Source organism: Flavobacterium amniphilum (assembly GCF_023634845.1).
GTDB classification, from domain to species: Bacteria; Bacteroidota; Bacteroidia; order Flavobacteriales; family Flavobacteriaceae; genus Flavobacterium; species Flavobacterium amniphilum.
In genome coordinates this window covers 90,097-111,376 of the sequence record NZ_JAMLJL010000003.1, presented here as the reverse complement: position 1 = coordinate 111,376, position 21,280 = coordinate 90,097, and the positions used below count along the sequence as shown (strand labels likewise).

Annotated in this window: 23 protein-coding genes; 6 read left to right on the top strand and 17 right to left on the bottom strand. The window is 37.1% G+C overall.

Translation table 11 applies throughout. From position 1 onward, the window contains the following. Nucleotides 1–3: 3 nt before the first annotated feature. The 17 genes from NAT51_RS04195 to NAT51_RS04115 all read right to left on the bottom strand — a co-directional run bounded on the left by NAT51_RS04195 (nt 4) and on the right by NAT51_RS04115 (nt 18,456). A complete protein-coding gene (locus tag NAT51_RS04195; protein WP_250595661.1) occupies nt 4–1,698 on the bottom strand; it encodes a hypothetical protein in 1,695 nt (564 codons plus the stop codon). After that, on the bottom strand, nt 1,686–2,945 hold the full coding sequence (locus NAT51_RS04190; RefSeq protein WP_250595659.1) for a DUF4249 domain-containing protein: 1,260 nt from the start codon (nt 2,943–2,945) through the stop codon (nt 1,686–1,688). The genes NAT51_RS04195 and NAT51_RS04190 overlap by 13 nt, the downstream gene beginning before the upstream one ends. 4 nt (nt 2,946–2,949) lie before the next feature. Next, the gene (locus tag NAT51_RS04185; RefSeq protein WP_250595657.1) at nt 2,950–5,724 is read right to left on the bottom strand and encodes a TonB-dependent receptor; all 2,775 of its coding nucleotides are present in this window, start codon (nt 5,722–5,724) and stop codon (nt 2,950–2,952) included. Nucleotide 5,725: 1 nt separating this feature from the next. Continuing rightward, nucleotides 5,726–6,448: a hypothetical protein gene (locus NAT51_RS04180; protein WP_250595655.1), complete on the bottom strand. Its 723-nt coding sequence runs from the start codon at nt 6,446–6,448 to the stop codon at nt 5,726–5,728. A gap of 202 nt (nt 6,449–6,650) precedes the next feature. Further along, a complete protein-coding gene (locus NAT51_RS04175) occupies nt 6,651–6,845 on the bottom strand; it encodes a hypothetical protein (protein WP_250595653.1) in 195 nt (64 codons plus the stop codon). Between the two features lie 17 nt (nt 6,846–6,862). Next, nucleotides 6,863–7,873: a hypothetical protein gene (locus NAT51_RS04170; protein WP_250595651.1), complete on the bottom strand. Its 1,011-nt coding sequence runs from the start codon at nt 7,871–7,873 to the stop codon at nt 6,863–6,865. 120 nt (nt 7,874–7,993) lie between these two features. Next, the gene (locus tag NAT51_RS04165) at nt 7,994–10,162 is read right to left on the bottom strand and encodes a polyribonucleotide nucleotidyltransferase (RefSeq protein WP_250595649.1); all 2,169 of its coding nucleotides are present in this window, start codon (nt 10,160–10,162) and stop codon (nt 7,994–7,996) included. 149 nt (nt 10,163–10,311) lie between these two features. Beyond that, complete coding sequence (gene rpsO / locus NAT51_RS04160; RefSeq protein WP_250595647.1) at nt 10,312–10,581, bottom strand: 30S ribosomal protein S15; 270 nt, start codon at nt 10,579–10,581, stop codon at nt 10,312–10,314. 399 nt (nt 10,582–10,980) lie between these two features. Then, a complete protein-coding gene (locus tag NAT51_RS04155; RefSeq protein ID WP_250595645.1) occupies nt 10,981–12,189 on the bottom strand; it encodes a threonine aldolase family protein in 1,209 nt (402 codons plus the stop codon). 154 nt (nt 12,190–12,343) lie between these two features. Next, nucleotides 12,344–12,760, bottom strand: coding sequence for a DoxX family membrane protein (locus NAT51_RS04150; protein WP_250595643.1), 417 nt, complete (start codon nt 12,758–12,760; stop codon nt 12,344–12,346). 118 nt (nt 12,761–12,878) lie between these two features. Next, nucleotides 12,879–13,286 (bottom strand): hypothetical protein, encoded by a 408-nt coding sequence (locus tag NAT51_RS04145; RefSeq protein ID WP_250595641.1) that lies wholly within the window; start codon nt 13,284–13,286, stop codon nt 12,879–12,881. Nucleotides 13,287–13,441: 155 nt separating this feature from the next. Next, on the bottom strand, nt 13,442–13,714 hold the full coding sequence (locus tag NAT51_RS04140) for a hypothetical protein (RefSeq protein ID WP_250595639.1): 273 nt from the start codon (nt 13,712–13,714) through the stop codon (nt 13,442–13,444). Between the two features lie 66 nt (nt 13,715–13,780). Further along, on the bottom strand, nt 13,781–14,053 hold the full coding sequence (locus tag NAT51_RS04135) for a hypothetical protein (RefSeq protein WP_250595637.1): 273 nt from the start codon (nt 14,051–14,053) through the stop codon (nt 13,781–13,783). 160 nt (nt 14,054–14,213) lie between these two features. Next, nucleotides 14,214–14,882 (bottom strand): hypothetical protein, encoded by a 669-nt coding sequence (locus NAT51_RS04130; protein ID WP_250595635.1) that lies wholly within the window; start codon nt 14,880–14,882, stop codon nt 14,214–14,216. A gap of 459 nt (nt 14,883–15,341) precedes the next feature. Further along, nucleotides 15,342–15,728, bottom strand: a complete 387-nt coding sequence (locus NAT51_RS04125) for a hypothetical protein (RefSeq protein WP_250595633.1) — start codon at nt 15,726–15,728, stop codon at nt 15,342–15,344. A gap of 1,363 nt (nt 15,729–17,091) precedes the next feature. Next, nucleotides 17,092–18,003, bottom strand: coding sequence for a hypothetical protein (locus NAT51_RS04120; RefSeq protein ID WP_250595631.1), 912 nt, complete (start codon nt 18,001–18,003; stop codon nt 17,092–17,094). After that, nucleotides 18,004–18,456 carry a GAF domain-containing protein gene (locus NAT51_RS04115; RefSeq protein WP_250595629.1) on the bottom strand — a complete coding sequence of 151 codons (453 nt, stop codon included), beginning with the start codon at nt 18,454–18,456 and terminating at the stop codon, nt 18,004–18,006. Between the two features lie 72 nt (nt 18,457–18,528). Between NAT51_RS04115 and xrtF the strand changes: the two genes are divergently transcribed. The 6 genes from xrtF to NAT51_RS04085 all read left to right on the top strand — a co-directional run bounded on the left by xrtF (nt 18,529) and on the right by NAT51_RS04085 (nt 21,267). Next, entirely contained in the window at nt 18,529–19,080 is a 552-nt protein-coding gene (gene xrtF, locus NAT51_RS04110; protein ID WP_250595627.1) for an exosortase family protein XrtF, read from the top strand. Further along, nucleotides 19,058–19,501 (top strand): exosortase F system-associated membrane protein, encoded by a 444-nt coding sequence (locus tag NAT51_RS04105; protein ID WP_250595625.1) that lies wholly within the window; start codon nt 19,058–19,060, stop codon nt 19,499–19,501. The genes xrtF and NAT51_RS04105 overlap by 23 nt, the downstream gene beginning before the upstream one ends. A 328-nt stretch (nt 19,502–19,829) precedes the next feature. Beyond that, entirely contained in the window at nt 19,830–20,054 is a 225-nt protein-coding gene (locus NAT51_RS04100; protein WP_250595623.1) for a hypothetical protein, read from the top strand. A gap of 102 nt (nt 20,055–20,156) precedes the next feature. Continuing rightward, nucleotides 20,157–20,387, top strand: coding sequence for a hypothetical protein (locus tag NAT51_RS04095; protein ID WP_250595621.1), 231 nt, complete (start codon nt 20,157–20,159; stop codon nt 20,385–20,387). 32 nt (nt 20,388–20,419) lie between these two features. Then, the gene (locus tag NAT51_RS04090; protein ID WP_250595619.1) at nt 20,420–20,632 is read left to right on the top strand and encodes a hypothetical protein; all 213 of its coding nucleotides are present in this window, start codon (nt 20,420–20,422) and stop codon (nt 20,630–20,632) included. Nucleotides 20,633–20,841: 209 nt separating this feature from the next. Then, on the top strand, nt 20,842–21,267 hold the full coding sequence (locus tag NAT51_RS04085; protein WP_250595617.1) for an HYC_CC_PP family protein: 426 nt from the start codon (nt 20,842–20,844) through the stop codon (nt 21,265–21,267). Nucleotides 21,268–21,280: the final 13 nt, after the last annotated feature.

Below are 21,280 nucleotides of genomic sequence, written 5' to 3'. Positions count from 1 at the left end.
GTGTTATTCTACTTCAAATGAATCAGAAAGGTAAACCGGGTTCCCTTTTGAATCAATGCCTTCCAGTATTACTTCAAATGTACCGGAAATATCAGAAGTATAAAAACTGATTTCTTTTTCTTCTGGATTAAGATCCGGTTTCCATAATAGCTGGTATCTGTAATCAGGTATTCTTGAATAATCTTTTGTTGTATAATCGATGTTGAAAATTTCTTTCTTCTGTAAAGGTCTCAAAAGAGTTGGTTCAATCACATAAACTTCTTTATTGGTGCTTTCGTAATCATTGTTTTTGGTTTTGATGAAAATGACACCGTTGAAAATTTTGGTTCCTAAATAATAACCACCTTTGATCAGGCTTACAGATTTTACATTGTCCACATTATAATTGAACAATTCGGTGACATCCTGAATGTAATACCCGTCAATTAATACCAAAGCAGGATAAGACAATTCATATTCTTCAATATTATCAGTAATGTGAATTTCGAATTTTTTGCCAACCGATTTATAATGAGCCCTGTCAATAATTTCGGTCAGTGTTTCTTTAAGGGTTTTAAATCGGGTGTAATCGTCAAGATTGTACGTTATATCAAATTTAAGTTGTTCGTTTTTAACTGTTTTGTCTTCAGTCAATGAATCTTTTTTCAAAGCGATGTAAGCGTTTTCAATCTGACTGGCTACGGCTCTGTTTTCAAGCATTTTTTTCATCGAAGCAGAAATGCTCACTGGTGTAAACGTCAAATTGGTATAATCCAATACGGCCGGGGAATCTTCCATTTCAATAGTGTACTCATTAATTTCTTTGTCAAGAATTTGAATATGCACTTTTCCTTTTTCGACAGGAGATTCAATTGTAAAACAGAACTTACCTTCATAATCGGTTTTTACAATTTTTATAAATGAACGATTGCCCACGATTGACAACGAGATATTTACATTCTTAAGTTCTGCATCCGGATTTTTCCTGGCTTTTATTTTTCCTTTCAACATTTCTCCTCTGAACTCAGGTGTGATGTTCAAATTGGCTTTTTTACCGATGGATTGTGTTGTGATTAGTTTTGTGCCTGCCGATGGGTTAAGGCTGTCTTTGCGCTGCACTTTCAATGCATAAGAACCATATTTGTCTATCGTTGCAGATCCGTTTGCTTTTAAGGTCAGTTTTTCCCTTTTGGCATATTTCTTTTTATCAAAGCCATAAAGCGTGTTTATTGAGCTGTTACTTTGGCTGTTAGCCTGTGCGTTGTTTAGAATCTGTACCTTTTTATTGTCAGGTATTTGGTAAGGATTGATGATGGAAATATCTGCCATGTCAAGTTCTAAAGGAACAGTATTCAGCATCCAGTTGGTATAAGCAACCAGTTTATAGTTTCCGGTCTTCAGTGAAGCAGGAATGAAATATTCACCGTTACTTTTACTGTTATTCAGTACCAGTTTGGTTTTATAAACCATTTCTTTATCACTGCTGATCAGTTCAACATAAGCAATCTTGCTTAAAGTTGAAAAACTGTTACCTGTTTTATTCAGGCAGGTAATAGTATAGTATAGTTTCTCTCCGGTTAAGAGTGTATTCGAATTAGTACTGATGTGTACTTTTTCGCTAAATGGCGTGTTTTGTTCATTCGTTGTGCTTAATTGCGGAAATGCCGGAGTAAGCACTAATGCCATTAAAATATTGAGGGTAAGTTTTAATCGATCCAAAATTCAGGTTTTATGTTAGACGAAAAAGAGGTGCAGTCACCACATTGAATATTGCGTAAAGAAACAGCAGTTACAGGGATCCCAATTTGATAAGAAGGAGTATATTCAAATACTGATTTTAATTTTCCTGAAACTGCAGCTAAAACATAAGGGCCGTCACAGTCAGTACTTGGTGTATTGGGAAAGCAAAATTTGACCATGTAGCTTAGTTCAGCAGCATTTGGATCATCACTTTCAGGACAATAGTAAGGATAATCAGGTTTTTGATGATTCTGGAAAAGATCTTCAAAATTAAAGAAGATTCTCTTTTTGGAAATATGGGAAACATCAAAGAAACCAACAACTTTTTCGGTCGGATTAGCTTGGTTTCTGATATTGCCGTTGTAAAAACCATTTTGGGTTTGCGATAACAAACCGCCTGCAGAAGATGCTTTTTTCATGGCATCATAATATTTGTTTGCCGCCTGGCTTTGATTGTACAGGCTGACTTCAATTGAATATCTGTTGGCAATTTTATAATCGCCGACTTTTAAAAACCGCACCAGATTAGCCGATGCATTACTACTGTTTAAAGAAGTATTGCTTATAAGGATATCCTTTGATTTTTCTGTTGAATAACAGGTTTTGGCTTCGTATGGCCATGGCTCCATGTACATATAGCCTAAATCTGGACTTGTAGCCGGTGGCGGATTGTAATAAACAGCCACTCCTCTGTAAGGAATCCATTTTGGAGCAATAATCTTATTGGTTTCCTCATAGGTAAACCGGTAATATTCTGTATTGTCGGTTGTTTTGGTGCTGTTTACAATTATCTGTGCGCCGTCACCTTCTGTACCGCTGTTTCCTCTTCTGGCTATTATGGCATCAATATCGGTCACTGAAGCTATTTTTTCATGGGTTGACGTGTAGGATTTTCCTTCAGCTGTTGTTACATGAAGTTGGTACGTTACATTGGGTAGTGCCTTGAATTCCTGCTGGGAAACATACTTATCGTCCACTTCTGAAAAATTGAATTGGTTTCCGTTACTGTCCGTTACAAAAACGACTGCACCTGCTTCAACTTCAGGAATGTTGTATTCCATTTTGTAACTTCGGGTTAATTTTACTTCCTGGTATTTGTATTCATCGGTAAGGGTAGCCTCAATTACAATTACGTTTTCAAAATCCTCTGTCTGCAAGGCATAAGGTTCTGTGCAACTTTGTAAAAAGAGTATGCCCAAAATGAATAGGTAGAATATTCTTGCCATTGGTTTAGAATTTGAAATTATACGTTATCGTTGGTACCGGAACACTGAAAATTGTGGTTTTGTATCCTTTGACTTCTCCGTTTTTGGTCACAAAAAATACAGAATAGGGGTTGTTTCGTCCTAATACATTATACACGGAAACATTCCAGAAACTGTGGGCCAGTTTTTTGATTTTATGGTTTCCTTCTATGTTAACCGATAAATCCAGACGGTAATAATCAGGGATTCTGAATTTATTACGGTCACTGTACAGGGTGTATTCAACACCGTTGTATACATATTTTCCAACAGGATAAGTTACAGGTCTTCCGGTTTGGTAAACGAAATTTCCTGAAAGGCTGTATCTTTTGGTCAATTTGTAATTTAAAATGGCACTAAAATCATGCGGTTTGTCAAAATTGGCCGCAAAATATTTCCCGTTGTTCACTGTTTCTTCGTCAAATTTACTGTCTAATTTGATGAAAGATCTGGAGTAGGTATAACTCAACCAACCATTAAGTCTTCCGTCAGATTTTTTAATCAGTAATTCGGCTCCGTATGATTTTCCTTTACCTTGTAACAGTTCGGTTTCCAGGTCTTCATTCATGATCAGATTGGCACCCACTTTGTAATCAAGGATGTTTTTCGATTTTTTATAATACCCTTCAACACTTACCTCTAAATCCAATTGGTTCAGGTTTTGGAATACTCCAAATGAGAATTGTTCTCCACTTTGGGGTTTTACATTCAAATCAGAAAGTTTCCAGGTGTCCGTTGGTGATTGTGTCGTGTTGCTTGACAGAAGGTGGATGTACTGGTATGTTTTGTCGTAACCTCCTTTGATGGATAAATTGTCATTGACCATATAGCGGAATGCAACTCTTGGCTCCAGTCCATGGAAGGTTTTGAAAATTTCATTGTTCTTGTACTGCTCTTCTCCAATCTGTGTTCCTTCGCTTTTAGGTTGGTTGGGCTCGTATATTTTTTGCGTCGAAGGTCCCATGGCGTTGAACATGGAATAACGAAGACCGAAATCAAACAATAACTTGTCTGAGAATTTATAACTGTCGGATACAAACAGTCCGCTTTCCAATCCTTTTTCAAGATCGATTCTTCTGGACTCAATCGTTGACTGGTCATTGTTCGGATCAATATAACCCGGATTGATTTCATACAGTTTGTTTGTTAATCCGTATGTCAGTTTGTGTTTAGGATTTAGAATGGTTATTCCTTTTAGAATTAACTGGTTTTCGTTGTTGTCATAACCAAATTTGTATGAGTTTTGCGGTAAACCGTCATAATCAATCCCAAATTGATACTTGCTGTTGGTGAATGTAATTTCGCTGCTGGTCTTTTTGTTGAATGTGTGTTTCCATCCTAAAGTTGCCAGTCTGTTGCTGTATTTGTACAACGAATCGGCAGTAATGGAAAATTTGTCATTACTGTAATATAAAGTCGATTCGATGGTATTGTTACCGTTGATTTTATGGTTGTATTTGGCTACAAAATCATAAAAAGAGGCTTCGCTTTCTTTTAGGTTTTCTTCTTTCAGACTTCTTAAAATCCAGCCTGAGTAAGTGCCTCTTCCTCCAACAAGCACACTGGCTTTGTCTTTTACCACCGGAATGGAAAGTGCCACATTGCTGGTTACTGGACCAATTCCTGCTTCACCTGATAACTTGTCAGTATTTCCGTTTTTGGATGTAATATCGAAAACCGATGATAAACGGCCACCGAATTCTGCCGGAATACTTCCTTTATAAATGTCAACTTTTTTGGTAACATACGGATTTAAAGCAGAGAAGAATCCAAAGAAATGCGCCGGATTGTAAATCGTCCCTTTGTCAAGTAAAAATAAGTTTTGGTCTTCTTTACCGCCTCTTACGTTAAAGCCCGAGGAACCTTCTCCTGCAGTTTTTACACCCGGAATCGTTGTGGCAATTTTTAAAACATCCCTTTCACCGAATACCAAAGGAACATTCTTGATGCCTTCCGCTTCAATGGTGGTTACTCCGGTTACGGCTGTTCTCAGTTTCTGTTTACTGCGTCCTTTGATGACTACTTCGTTCAACTGGTTTACTTTTTCGGAAAGTGACAGATTCAGTTTTCCGTTGCTGTAAACCATTACTTTTTTGGAAGTGGGTTTGAAGTTTAATATATCTGTTGTGATGGTGTAAATCCCCGAAGGCAACTTTAGTTCATAATAACCTTCGCTGTCTGATTTAACCACAATATCGGTGTTTTTAACACGGATGTTTACATCGCTTACAGGTTCGTTGTTTTTTTTGTTTTTAATATGACCTGAAAAGGTATACACGGCATTTTGGGCATTGTTGCCTGCCGTTTCTTTTCCAATCAGTGAGATGGATTCATTGTCATCTTTATTGGAGTCAAATTCCTGGAAAAATACAGGTGATACTGTCGTTTTTCCGTTTGATAACGAGTCTTTTTGGAAGAATTTTTCCGGAAGCTTGTTGTAAATAAGGCTTTTGTAGGTCAAAATTACCTTGTTGGAATCTACGAAATAATTGATATCGGTATCGTCAAACAGTTTGTCCAAAACCTGTGAAATAGTTTTGTCTTTAAATTGACCTGAAATTAAAGCCGTATTGTTTAACCAGCTTTCCTGATAATAGAAACGATAGGTGGTTAAGCCTTCTATTTTATCCAGAACAGCTTTCAGGTTTATATTGGTGTATTCAAATGAAATGGTATTTTCATTTGCAGCAATTGCTTTCTCTTCCTGGGCATGGGAAAAAGTAAAAAACAGAAAGGCGAGCAGTAAGTATATTTTCTTCATTTTAGTTAAGAGATGATTTTTTGATGGCTAACATTAGGTTTTCCATGAATTTTACATTGTTTTCGCTTTCCAGGTTTCCTGAAAATTTATAATAATCTTCAATTACCGATTTCAACTCAGGATATAGTTTTAAGATGCTTTTTTTACTTCTGACCTCATGAATGGTATTGTCAATCTTCACATAAAATTTATTCTGGCTGGTATAAGAAGAGTATAGGCTGTTGTCTTTGATGATTTCCTTGAAATTCTTTTTGTACTTGATGTAAAAAATGAAGTTTTTGGCATTCAGGTTTTCTTCAAGATATTCGGCTGGGTCTTCTTCGTTAAGTTTTACTTTGACAAACTTCCTGTTTTGGATGGTAAAATAGTCAACCTTGGTCTTGTCTAATATAATAAGGATTTTTTCCGACTGGTTTTCCGGGTTAATAACAACTTCGTCTTTAAGTAGGTCGTATTTTACTTTATTGTTAAAATATAATTGGTTGTTATAACTGATGTCGCCTGAATACAATCTGTCTTCAGAAAAATATCGGTGTTCATTGTCCAGGTTGTTACTATTGTCAATCTGGAACTTTCCGTTGTTGACAAGCGCATTGCCCGAACTAAGCTCTTTATCAAGTGCTGTATAAAGTTCTTTTTCCTTCTCTTTTTGGTTTTGGGAAAAAGCGTTTTGGCTTTTCAGGCCGGTTAGGGCCAAAAAAGTTAGGAATACTATTTTGTACATGATTTGATTGGGTTTATTTCAATATTTTGTAAAAATAGGGGATTAAAAGAAATTTCCTACACCAATTACGGGAAAACCGTAAAATTTCTTAAAATACTATTGTGTTGTTTTTTTAATCGCCTTATTTTTAAGGGTTTGCGATTGTTTGTTTTTTAAAAAAATGTATAAAATATTGTGAGACATTTTATAAATTGTGTAGATATTATTGTCTTATTGAAAAAATGAATCCCCAAAAGATGGCTCCTTTGGGGCTTTTATGAATTAAATAATTATAATTAACCTCTTGAATTTCTTTTTTATTCTTTTTCTTGTCTTCATATGAAGGATGAGGTAACAATTGTTTTCTTGAAACTTTTTCTTTACGTGTTTTAGGATCGATGCCAATGTGCTTGATCATGAATACGTAACCTGTTTTTAATTAATGCATAAGTCATTAAACCCACAATTAAATTTAGTCAGTAAGCTAACTCCGTCATATTGAAATAGACTTGCTGTGTTTGCATAATCGTCACTATAGCCAATGGAGGTTATCTTGTTGTTAATGATTTCCATGCTGTTAATTACCGGATGATAATAAGTTCCGTTTGTCAATATTGTTTCCGCTCCGTTTTTCCAATATTTAAGTATTCCATCTCCAGCCGAATTAAATTCAACACCATTTACATATATATCGTTGTTTTTAAAACGGATTGCGCCTGCAGTTGCATCGTAATTTCCGTTTGTCAATGAAGTTGGGACTCCGTTTTTCCAGTATTTTGCAACTGAAACATTGCTTGGGTTTTTCTCAGAACCGGTTACATATACATTATTTTCAAAGACTTCTATGGTGTTAACATAGCAATCTTTTGTGCCGTCAGTTAATAATGTTTGGGTATTATTTTTCCAATAGGCAGCATATGAATTATTTCCTTCATAAATAAATCCTGCAACATAAACATCATGATTTGCTATGGTAATTGATGTAAATGATTCTTTTCCGGTTGAAGTCAAATTGCTTAAAACACCATTTTTCCATAGTTTGCCTTGATAGTGCCCAAATTGTGGATTATAAGCTAAACCTATTACATAAATGTCATCTCCGTCTACTGCGAAATCTTGCGGTATAAAGCCTTCATTTAATGTAATAAAAATAGAATTGTTTTTCCAGATATAATAACTTATGTCATCACCACTAGTGTCATTATTTAAGCCGCCTAAACAAAAAACATCGTTGTTGAATACTTTTATCGATGATGCACTTCCTATTTTTCCATTGTTTTCCAGCTGATTTACAGTGTTGTTTTTCCAATAGGCCGGAAAATAGTTCTCGTGCCCGCAAACATATACATCTTTTTGTGCGGTATTAATATCATCTTCATCGTTGGAACAACTAAGGAATGAAATTGAAATGATTGACAATAAAAGTATACTTTTTAATTTTTTCATAATCGATGTTTTTGAGTTCATATCTGATAGTCTGAAAAGATTAAAAAGGTTGCCTGATAAAATAAAAAAACCTCTAAGAATTTTCTTAGAGGTTCAACCTATTGAATTAATGTGAATTAATTAACCTTGAGGATTTTCTTTTTTATCATCTTTCTTGTCTTCACGTGGAGGACGAGGTAATAACTGTTTTCTTGAAACTTTTTCTTTACGGGTTTTAGGGTCAATACCAAGATATTTTACTTGGAATACATCGCCCATATTCACTACGTCAGATGGTTTTTCTGTACGCTCCCAAGCTAATTCGGATACGTGTAGTAAAACTTCATTTCCAGGTGCTGCCGTATATTCAACCACTGCTCCGAAATCTAACATCTTAACTACTTTCACTTCATAAGTTTCGCCCATTGCCGGTTTGAAAATAATAGAGTCAATTTTAGCTAATACTGCTGCGATTCCATCTGGATCTGTTCCTAAGATTTCAACCACACCCTGCTCGTCTACTTCGTTGATAACGATAGTGGTACCTGTAGCTTTCTGTAATTCCTGGATAACTTTTCCACCAGGACCAATTAATGCACCAATGAAATTTCCAGGGATTGTACGTGTAATAATTTTTGGAGCATGTTTTTTAACATCAGCTCTCGGTGTAGCAATTGTTTCAGTCAATTTACCCAAAATATGTAAACGCCCGTCACGTGCCTGACCTAAAGCTTGTTCCATAATGTCATAACGTAAACCATCAATTTTGATGTCCATTTGACATGCAGTAATACCATCAGCAGTTCCGGTTACTTTAAAGTCCATATCTCCTAAGTGATCTTCATCACCTAAAATATCAGACAATACCGCAAAATTATTTCCGTCTGTGATTAATCCCATAGCAATACCTGAAACCGGTTTTACCATTTGAACTCCGGCATCCATAAGAGCCATTGTTCCCGCACATACCGTAGCCATTGATGATGAACCGTTAGATTCCAATACTTCAGATACAATACGGATAGTGTAAGGACAATCTGCAGGGATCATGTTTTTTAATGCTCTCTGTGCTAAGTTTCCGTGTCCTACCTCACGACGTGAAGTTCCTCTTAATGGTTTTGCTTCACCAGTTGAGAAAGGAGGGAAGTTATAGTGCAGGTAGAATCTTTCTTCACCTTGTTCTGATGGAGAATCGATTACGTTAGCTTCTCTTGATGTTCCAAGGGTAACTGTAGCTAAAGCTTGAGTTTCCCCTCTTGTAAATAATGAAGATCCGTGTACCGACGGTAAATAATCTGTTTCACACCAGATAGGTCTGATCTCAGTCGTTTTTCTTCCGTCTAAACGCAATCCTTTTTCTAAAATTACATTACGTACAGCTTCTTTGTTGGTTTTGTAGAAATACTTTCCGACTAAACCTGCTAAATCTGAATTTTCAGCATATTCTTCTTCTGTGAATAATGCTTTAGCTTCTTCTTTAACCGCAGCGAATTTCTCTCCACGCTCACTTTTTCCTGAAGCTTCTTGTGCAATTGCATAACATTTGTCATACGCCGCCGCTTTTACTTTTGCATAAACTGCTTCGTCTTCCACTTCACCTTCGTACTCTCTGTAAGCTGGTGAACCAACAGCAGCTCTCAATCTTTCCTGAGCAGCAATTTGAACTTTGATAGCTTCATGGGCAAACTTGATGGCTTCTACCATCTCAGCTTCTGAAATTTCTTTCATCTCACCTTCTACCATCGCAACTGAATCTTTAGAAGCTCCAATCATCATGTCAATGTCTGATAATTCTAATTCTTCTCTGCTTGGATTGATTACAAATTTACCGTCAATACGTGCTACACGTACTTCAGAAATCAAATTGTAAAATGGAATGTCAGACACAGCTAAACACGCAGATGCAGCTAATCCAGCCAAGGCATCAGGCATTACACTGTCGTCATGCGACATTAATTGGATCATTACCTGCGTTTCTGCATGGTAATCATCCGGGAATAGCGGACGCAATACACGGTCTACTAAACGCATGGTTAATACTTCGCTGTCACTTGGACGTGCTTCTCTCTTGAAGAAACCACCAGGAAAACGACCTGCCGCAGCAAATTTTTCACGATAATCTACCGTTAAAGGTAAAAAATCCACGCCAGGGTTTGATGTTCTTGCAGATACAGCAGTTGCTAGTAACATGGCATCGCCCATACGAACAACTACTGATCCGTCAGCTTGTTTGGCTAATTTCCCAGTCTCGATCGTGATACTTCTTCCGTCACCTAAATCGATAACTTCTTGGAATGCTTTTGGAATCATAAAAATGTAATTCTAAATTAAACAAAGGGTCTTAGTCGTGTTGTTGTTGTGTGTTGTGTAGTTGTCTGAAACCCAATGAAAAACCAAACTTTTCTGTTGATAAATATATAAAACAAAAAGAGGCGCGCAGGCACCTCTTTTCATCTTGATTATTTTCTGATGTTTAATTCTTTGATAATCGCACGGTATCTGTTGATCTCCGTATTCTTTAAGTAGTCAAGAAGACTTCTTCTCTTACCTACTAATTTCACTAACGAACGCTCAGTGTTGTAATCGTGACGATTCTTTTTTAAGTGCTCAGTTAAGTGGTTGATTCTGAAAGTGAACAAAGCGATTTGTCCCTCAGCAGAACCTGTGTTCTCAGCTTTACCTCCGTGTTTAGCGAAAATCTCAGCTTTTGTCTCTTTTGATAAATACATGCTAATATTATTTAAATGATTATTATGTAGATTGGGGTTATCCCAATACGGGTGCAAAGGTAAAAATATTTTTTGATAACACAAGTTTTATTTTAAGAGAGATTGAAATATCTGTGATGCTGTGTGAGATGTATTATATGTAAGATGCGTGGTTTAAATTCGATAGCGCGGATTTACTTCGTCAGTTCGGCTAAAGCCTTGGGTGTAATCCGTGCTCTATACCCACAAATAAAAAAATCCCACACCACATTATCCATATTAATGCGTAATTTCCGCTATCCTAACCCTGTCAGCGGCTTCTAGCCCTGACAGCGGTTAAAAGAATACGGTAATTATCATGTTTTACATTGTTCAGAAAGTTGGAAGTCTAAAAAGTCTAAGAATTCTAACAGTCATTCTTTATTTCCTTGCATGCTCAATCCCTTTTTTCCACGCAGTAAGAATCTCATTGTAATCTCTTGTGAGCAGACTCTCATTAACGGTAAATTTCACAATGCCTTTATCATTGGCTCTTCCCAGCCAGATGTTGTGGTGTTCGTATAAGTATACGGCAAGATTCCGCAAGCCTATCCCGTTGCTTAATTTTAAATCGTAAATATTAGTGCCGTTTTGTAAGCTCACAATACTCACGCCTTCTATTTTGTTCAAATGGGATACTAATTTTTGTGCTGTCTTGACAACCTGACTCCACCGCTGGTCAATTCCGTTTAAATAATGTAAGGCCATCGCCGTATTGTTCCAACTTTGGAATACGGTTCCGCCCAGTATTTTTATCTGGTGGGAAATCAGGTCAATGGTTTTGGAATCTCCGCACAGTATGGCACCACCGGTCGCATTTAAATATTTATAGAGCGAAATATAAACAGTATCAAAATAGGAGGCGTATTCGGAAAGGGAAATGCCACTGAAAGCTGCCGCCAGATGAATCCGTGCCCCGTCTAAATGCATCTTGTAATTGTTCGTCTTGCAATAGTTGGAAATTTCCTTAATGGTGTCAATCGGAACAAAAGTGCCGTCAGTACGCCTGATCGGATTCTCTATCACAACGGTTCCCAAGCCGCTTTTGAAAACTTCATTGCTGTTTAGGTAGTCAATGGTGTTTTTTAAGTCGGCCAACTCATAATAAGCCTTCCCTTCGCCCACAGGGATCAGCCTTTTTCCATGAACGCTTTGTGCGGCATCGGCTTCATCTCTGTAAACATGGGAGTTTTCCGGAACGATTACTTTGGTGTTGTTTCCACTGAGTAGCTTTATGGCTAGCTGGTTGGCCATTGTACCGGAAGGAAGGTAAATGGCTTTTTCCTTGCCGGTCAGCTTGGCAAATTCTTCTTCAAGCTGTTTCGTGGCACCGCCGTCTCCGTAAAAATCGGGTTCAATGGGTTTTAATTTGCTTATTTCCTGTAGTTTGGCAAGGTATTCATCAGGATCAAGCGGCAGTCCGTCATAAATGAAGTTAACAGGTGATTTTTTTTCGGCAGGAGCTTCTTCGATGGTTTCGCCAAATGACATGGCATTCAGGCTAACCGCGGGAAGTAAAAAAGGAACGGCCGATAGACCAAATTTTTTAAGGAAGTCTCTTCTCTTGTTTTCGTCTGTTGTTTTCTTCATCTTGATTTTTATAAAGGTGACCGGATGATTGTTGCTGGTAGTCACAAATATATCGAAAAATTTGAAGGAAAAAGATTACTTGTCAAAACTGGAATTACAAGCATTTGGAAGTTTGTCAATCGAATAACGAATAATCGAACAATCCGGATTATTTTTAAATTATCGAATCAATCTCCCAATATTTCTCCTTCATGGTGCTCAATGCAAAAGCTGCAGCTGCCGCCGTGAAAACAGAGAAATCCAATGCGCCTTTAATTCCCGTCGAAAAGGTCATCGACAAAGCAAATACTAACAATAAGTAACCGCTTAGCTTGGCAAACAGTTCGGTTTTAAACCCAAGAAGCAGAAAAACAGGAAAGATGATTTCCGCAGCTGTGGCAACAATACCCAACGGCTCAATTAAACTTCCGGGTACCCAACGGTTTATTTGTTGGGTATAGTTTAGGAAATTTTCCCAATTTCCCCAAACAGAAACTGCTTTACCCCACATTCCAAAACGGTCTGCAACTGCCGAAAGGAATCCTGCTGAAAGGGAAAGGCGTAACGCTGTTTTAATCAGTTTTGTGTTCATTTGATGTGGTTGTTGGGGAAAGAAATTTCCGGAATCAATAATAAAAGTAAGATAAAAGACTTGATTTTTAAGTACAAAGCCTGTAATGTCAATGAAAACGTTCTCGGTAGTTGTGCTGTTATTTTAGCTCATTGTATTTATCGAAAAAAGCATTCAATTTTTCAGGATTAATTTTAAAATCGTTTGTGATGACGTTATTTTCCAGAAATTTAAAAAGCAAATCATTCCGGCCTATAATTTTGGAATTTGAAAACTGCTTTTTCTCTTGAACAAAAGTAATCACACTGGACCATTTTCCATCGCCTGATGACGTTATATCACCGGTAATAATTTCATTTTTATTTATATCTGATAATATAAAGTGATTTTTGTTGTCTATAGAATAATTAAATGCTAATTGATCATTCATAAAGACTTTATCCTTTTCAAACTTTACTTGTTTTATAATTTGTTCTTCTTTCTTTTGGGCAATCAATGAGTTGGAATTTATTAAAATAAGAAGGAATACAAGCTTGAATAGTTTCATATAGTATGCTTTAAGATTTATTTTTAGGTTAAACGATTAACTTCCTGTTGTTTATGAAGTCATAAGTTTACTGTGATGTTTGCAAATCTATGGAAATTTAGTGAAAAGTACAGATTGTTCACTCATGCGTTCAGCCACTTTTGTACTGACTGCTCTTATAATTTACAGGTTACAAACCACATGAGTTCTAAATAAAGGTTGAGGAATAAGGCCGTAATCAGGATGAAAAATACAACTACCGGTGTGTTCTTAAATTGACTCTTCCGAAAATCGGAAATAGCCGCAAATACTAAATGCAACAATAAACAAACCGCTAAACAGAATGTAAAAAAAATATCAGCTCCTCCCGAATGATTGAATAAAACCGAAGAGAACAGTAATAAATACAAAAGGAAAATAAGCGTATTGATAATTATCGGTCTTTTCATTTTTTACTTTTGGTATAGGTTAGTATTTGTTTTTTGGGCTTGTCTGGGGGTGTTTATTGGCGCTGATTACCGTAATCCGGATAATGACATGATACAAATTGTACCGATAAATAAAAAGAGTTCCGGTTTAAGCTCTTGAAAGACCTTCTGTCTAAACCGCCCGGCTATAATCTTTGCCAAAATAACCACAAATGAAAATAAGAGTATAAACAACGAAATAAAAGCAGAAAAATAATTGAACCCGTACGATTCAACCGGACCTAGAATGGTCATCAGAAGTTGTGTTGCGCCACTCAGGATCAATGCAATCCAAAGCATAAGATTCAGGATGTGTTTCATTTAATTTTTTTTGTAAAGTACTAAAAAACAATAAGAAATAACATATAGTATTCCGCCGGGTTTGTTAATGCTGTTAAAGATAATGTTTTGAGGAAGGTGTAAACGTCTGGTTGATTGCGGATTAGTTGTTTTAGAAAATTTGTATCAGCGTTTAGTGTCTTTATTCATAATTCGTATTGTCCCAAATTAACAGTCCGCCAATGTCGTCTATATTTAATTTTTCAACTTCGTTTATTTTGGTAAGCCGTTGTTCCAGATTTTGGAGTTCTATGATAGCTTTTTCAACTGCTTTTTTGAGTTCAAGCCTGTCAACAGATAAAATGATTTCCGGTGGAGTAGGCTGAAAGGGCTCATCATGTTCTTCTGTCGAAAAGTTAAAAATAATTTTACCGGCATCAAATTTTACTTGTGGGGCAGGGTGTTCTTCGTGGTACGAACTTCTGCCGTTTGAAATATTTTCCCAATACTTAATATCGCTCAGTTCTCCACAGCATTGCGGGAAATATTTGTCCTCTCCGTCAATTCTCAAAACATAACCACCTGAAAATGAACACGTGTCCTGAGGTCTTTTATATTCACCTTCCCTCAATTCTTTAGTGTGGTCTATTGTGAGTTTGGTTAAATTATTGTTTGTAATGTCATGGAGTCTGTAAAACGATGAGCCTTCTAAATAGGGTTTAAAATCATCAATAAAACCAGCTTTTTTATAACAGTCAGAATTGTAAATGGTCCATACTTCGGAATATTCCCAATAAGGGTATTTGTCAGGAGTTGGTATTCCAGGATTGTTGTATCCAACTTCTAGTACGGGTATCAATTCTACAGTCATTGTGTTGGTTTTGTTGTTAGAAATTACTGTTAATATACCACCGGATTTTGACGTTGCTGTTTTTTGCCCGGGATATTTGCAAAGCTATGGAAATTTAGAAAAGGACAGGCCGCCTTAAATACCTAAACCGTTGTTGTGGTGATTTTTTGTTTTTCTGTTGAATAGTATGGTACTCACCAGTAAAATTAAGAGCGTCACAAAAAACAAAATCGAGGAATACAATAACACCACCAAAGATTTACCTTCTTTGAAATTGTCCGGGTCTGAATATAAAATCACATTCAATGAAACGCAAACCATAAAAATAACCGATAACCTAAATCGATCCGTCCTAGACACTTTTACAATTTTGTAAAAAATCCAGATAAAGAGAAGTGCATAAAGGAAATATAATAGTGAAAATTCAGCATCGGTTGGGAGCATATAGTTGGATTTGGAATGGTTTTGTTGTGTGGAATGCTATTTTTTTAAATACAACTCTTCAGCTTCTTTTCTCGATCTCTCAAATATATCAGCACCGAATTTTTCAAGTATTATTTTCTCAATTGTTTCTGAATAACATTTTGAATAATCAGAAATTACACAGCCGCCATTTCCCGTAATGATTCCATATTTTTTCTCCCGATATTCCCTTGCAAATGTATTGAGTTCAGGATTTGGATCAAATCTTAATCCATATGATAAGCATTTGTACTTTCCGTTTTGAGCATCAATTTTGGCAGCCTCAATTCCTTTCTCACATGTCATTTCTGTCCAGACAAGAGAATCCTTTTTAGTTATAATCTTTTCCTGGGAATAAATAAATCCACCTGTTAATATCAATAATAAGGAAAATAATGTTTTCATGTTTTATGAGTGAAGCTATCAGTTTTAAGAAGTCATTTTTTGTCAAAAAATCCAGTAGACTGAAGTCAAATATAGGAAAATATTGCTCTATTTTGCTCAATCATTGTATTGATATCCGCTCCACAAGATTCCCTGACTTTAAGGAAGATTTTGTATCCGATAATAGGGATTTTCTATCGATACCAAAATAATAAAACACACACACCAAACAATTTTTATAAATACGTAATTTTCGCAATCCCAACCCTGTCAGCGGTTTCAACCCTGACAGCGGTTAAAAAAGAACTAGTTGACAGCGGTTAAAAGAAATCCAGACAGTATATTTTCAAGAGCCTAAGACCTAAGAGTCTAAGAAGTCGAAAAATCTGAAAATCGGATAATCCAACAATATAACAATCTAACATCCGGCATTTTTTTCTCATTTCTACACAATAAATATTCCGCATTCCGGTTGGCTTTAATTACTATTTATAGCGTATTTATAGCGTATTTATAGCGTATTTATAGCGTATTTATAGCGTATTTATAGCGTATTTATAGCGTATTTATAGCGTATTTATAGCGTATTTATAGCGTATTTATAGCGTATTTATAGTGTATTTATAGCGTATATATGTCGTGTCAAATCCGTATCAAAGTAGCCAACGGTGGCTGAGGCTCTCGAAGCCAAGTAGTGTCAAATCCATATCAAAGTAGCCGACGGTGGCTGAGGTTCTCGAAGCCAAGTAGTATCAAAGTAATATCAAATAGCCGACGGTGGCTGAGCGGAGTCGAAGCCAAGTAGTATTGGACAGTTAGATCACCCGATTTTTCGACTGTCAGACTTCTTAGGAGTTTATGTATCCGTCAACGACATACGAGAGGTAAAAAGTCTTCGGATTTGGAAGCGAGTGTCAAATAGTTGAAGAATCCGTAAAAAGAAAAGCTGTCTGAACCCGAAGGGTGAGTTCTTTTCTTTTAGGATTCGAAATGGAATTGGAACGCCGAGAATCCAAGTCTTGATTTTTTGTTTCTTTGCCGTGTCTCGGCCCTAGACGAGATGTCAAGACAAAGTACGTAAATAAGCCGTATCCCTTTGCCAAAAGGGATGCAGGAAAATTTAGTTGCCAACACAATAAGTTTAATGCATTGCGGTTTGCCCGTAAGTGCAAAATGGTGGCTGAGCCTGTCGAAGTCAAGTGCAGTGTAAGTGCAAAATGGTGGCTGAGCCTGTCGAAGTCAAGTGCAGTGTAAGTGTAAGATGGTGGCTGAGGTTCTCGAAGCCAAGCAACATTGAATTTTACATGACCTCATTATTGGATTTACATCATTTTAAAACTAAACCCAACTCATAACTCATAATTTATAACTCATAACTACTTTGCTATTTCTGTCTGTTAAGATACTCCACCACCTTCTTTTCAATTTCTCCCGCTGCAACCGGTGAAATCCCAAGACTCCTGATTCGTTTCAGTTCTGTTTCAGCATGTGCTTTCTGGTTGTACCAGTCTCCCAAGCCGTCGTTTTTCTCCTTCTTCCACGCCGGTATGGCGGTTGTCGCAATCGGTTCCAGTTCCATTTTATCAAAAGTATTGTCGATGGTAACCTTGAAAAAGACCTTGGTGTTTTGATTGTTTTGTAGTGGGACAATAAATTCGGACCAACTGTGATTGCCTCTCGTCGTAACCTTACCCTCGTAGCCCATCGTGGTCAGTAACGCCACAAAGGCCATTTCCCTTTCACTGCACCATCCAAACGTATTGAAATTCCCGCATTGGGGAGTGTTGTATTTCGGTTTGTCGCTCACAAGGTCACTCAGGAACAAATAGGGGGTACGGTCAATATCGGCAAAGGATTTGTATTTGGAAAACTCCTTCGGAGGGGTCTTTCCGGTTAGTTTTGCATTGGTCTCCAAATCAAGTATCCCATACCTCGGATTCGGATTTGTCCAATGCCAGAAGTACGGGATATTCAATATGTCGCCCTTCGAATAATTTGAAGCCGAATGGCTCGTAAAGAGCTTGTGCAGTATTTGTAAAGTGTAAAAGGTACTGTCATTAACCGAATCCTCTTTTTTGATAAGGTGTTTCGTGACTGCATCTTCATAATCATCATGATCGACAGCATAAAAGTCTTTCAGATGGTTTTGGATGAGTTTCCTGAAAAATACAGGTGCTGTAGTCTGTTGGTAACGGAAGGTTTCAGGATAAAAGTCAGAATTGGTCTCGGCAACTTCGTTCTTGCAGAAAGCCAACAGAAGGAAACACGCAAAAAAAGGAAGGAGGGCCTTTTTCATTTAGTACAGCTTCGCTACTTCACCGGTTACAAATTCAAGGAATCGTTCGTCAGCTTCTGTAAACGGATCGATAACATGGCTGTCAATGTCGATCTGGCCAATGTTTACGCCGTTCACAAACAAAGGAACCACAATCTCTGATTTTACGGTAAAACTGCAGGCGATATAGTTGTCCTGTGCCGATACATCGGGCACTACAAAGTTAGCATTCGATTCTGCCACCTGTCCGCAAATCCCTTTCCCGAACGGGATAACGGTATGGTCGGTTTCAGCTCCCACATATGGGCCTAAGTGCAACGTACGGGCTTCATGGTTGGCAAAGTAAAAACCAACCCAGTTGTAATAACTGATGTTGTCCTGTAATAACTGGCAGATATTCAATAATTTCTCATCTCTTGTTGCAGATGAATTTACTATTTCGGTAACCTGGGGTTGTAAAGCGTCAAATGTCATTTTATTCGGTTTTTATGCAAAAGTAGCTAACGTCCATTTTAATTTTTATATAAATTTGTTAAAAAAATCATTTTGACAAACTATTTCCGGCAATACAAACCTTTCCTGTCGTTTTTGGGTAAATTCTTTCTGGCTTATTTAGCAATGGCGGGAGTGTACCAATGGTATCTTTCCGGTTTTGGGGAAGTTAAAATGGATCATATCACAAGAATGGTTGCCTGGCAGACAGAAGAGTTGTTGCAAATGGTAAGCAATCAGCCGGTTGTGGTCGAAGATAACAAGCCCGACCAGTTCATCAAGATAATCTATAGCGGAAAATACGTCGCCCGGATCATCGAAGGCTGTAATGCCATTAGTGTCATCATTCTGTTTATTTCGTTTGTTGTGGCTTTTTCGGGCAGGTTGAAACCTACGGTTTTGTTTATCTTCTTGGGAAGCATACTCATTTACTTCCTGAATATCTTCCGGATTGCCGTATTGACAGTATTGGTGTACAACTTTCCGGAACAGGAGCATTTCCTGCACGGTGTGGTTTTCCCGCTAATGATTTACGGTGTGGTCTTTTTGTTATGGATTTACTGGGTTAAAAAACATTCACAATATGCTGCGGGAAAGTCTGAATAGAAGAGGGCAAATTGCCTTGGTTTTGTTCTTGGTGGGATTACTGGTCGCCATAAGGGCTTTTGAGGAGCAGTTGTTCTATGATCCTTTTACGGCCTATTTTCAATCGGATTTCTCCCAATCCCTATACCCTGACTGTAGCAAATTACTGCTCTTCGGTCACTGGATTTTAAGATACATGCTCAATTCTGTCGTTACGGTATCGCTTGTCTATGTTGTTTTTAAAAAAAAGGACATGGCTGTGTTCTCGGCAGTTCTCCTGGGGGTGTTTTTAATAGTTTTATTGGTTTTGCTGTATCTCTTGCTGAATTACCTCGATGAAAGCCATAAGATGATACTGTTCTATGTCAGAAGGTTTGTAATCCAACCGTTATTCTTACTGCTTTTTATTCCTGCTTTTTACTACCAAAAAAGAAATTCATAGCTTTTTAATTACTGGTAAAAACCTTTTATCGTAATGATTCTGTAAAGTTTGGTTTTTATTGATTTATCAATGGGCGCTGTGTTTATGTGTTTCATTTACAGGTTTCTGAAGTGTTTGTTTTCTGTCCTTTCATAAGCATTTTTTTATAAAAACAGGTTTTTGTGACTTTCAATTGATCATTTAATAATTGAATTTTGACAAGCTGTTCCTATTTGTCGGACTTCTTCAGGCACTCTGTTCGGACTCTTGGAATACAACAAATCGGCAGTAGTCAAAAAACTCCATTGACTTAAAATGTTGGAAAATTATCATGTTAATATTTTTAGTTATGAAATCAATTGAAAACTTTAAAACCAATGAACTGGGCAAAACGGCTAAATGTGCAATTAAAGGCGGTGGTGAAACAAGAACTGCCTGCAGGCCTATTTATGGCAGCCCTTATGTGCGTGTTATTACTTACAATGATGTAAATGGAGACGGACAGTTAGGGGCCGGGGATCAGATAATCTCGGAAGACGTTTCATTAACCTGCCCGAAAACCCAGGCACAGTAAATAACTGGCGTGGCCTTCAATGTAATTGTCATGACAGGGAAAAAAGTCAAAAACCCAATTGACTTAAATTGTTTGGGGAAAGCCAATTTTAAATGAATAATCATGAAATCAATTGAGAGTTTTAAAGCACAGAGTTTAAAAAAGTCAGAAATGAGCAGTGTTAGCGGTGGTAATACAAGAAGACATTACCAGGAAACCAACGGAGGTGACGGTTATGTGTATGTAACTGTTATTTACTACACAGATGTGGATGGTAGCGGATCTTTATCTTCAGGAGATGTAATTACAACCACAATGCAGTATAGAAGGCAGATAAATACCCATGCTAATTAATGAATGTTTAGTAATAGTTAATCGAAAACAATATGAAAACAATAAATGATTTTAAAAAGAATGAGGTGAATGGTCAACAATTGATCTCGATTTCTGGTGGCGCAGGTGCTAATGTGCAGGTGGTTACAACAAGAAACGGTAATACGGTTACGGCTGTTTATTATGACGACGCCAATGGTAACGGGAGACTTGACAGTAACGAAAGAGTAATCGAAATCCAAAGGTATACGTTACACGCCCAATAGTGCTTTTACTAAGCAGGCAGTTTTGTGTTGGCTGTCTGTTTTGACGATAGAAAGGCTGTGCAATTGTACAGCCTTTTTTAATGGTAATCATGTTTTTTGGAGTAGAAACGTTAGCCTGTTTTTCGGTTAAGACTAAGTGTCGAAATCAATTAACAAGATTTTAGTACCCGGATTCTAAAAAATGTCTAATTTTGACTCCTGAAAGCATAATGAAAATAAAAAAACACATAGTAATCGTATTGTCCTTTCTGATATTGGTTTCCAATGTCGGACTGGCGTTCAATGTGCATTATTGTGCCGGTGAGCTTTCAGGTGTTTCGTTTGCTTACAGGACAGATGACTCTTGTACCGAAAAGAAAACCGAAACTGAAAAAAAATGTTGTGCACAGGAAGACAGCGATAGTGCCTGCTGCAAGAACAATAAAATCAAAATAGAAAAAACCACTTCCGAAAATGTTTTGGTTAAAACATTCCAGCTGGATCTGGTTACTTTGAATAATGTCAGTTTCTGGCAGCCAACTTCACTTTTTGCCTTTGAGGAAATTGTAACCAAAAGCGAAAACCCTTCGTTTTATTGCGATACACACGCACCGCCGCTGTATCAGCTTTATTCTCAGTATATTTTCTATGCGTGATTAATGTTTCTGA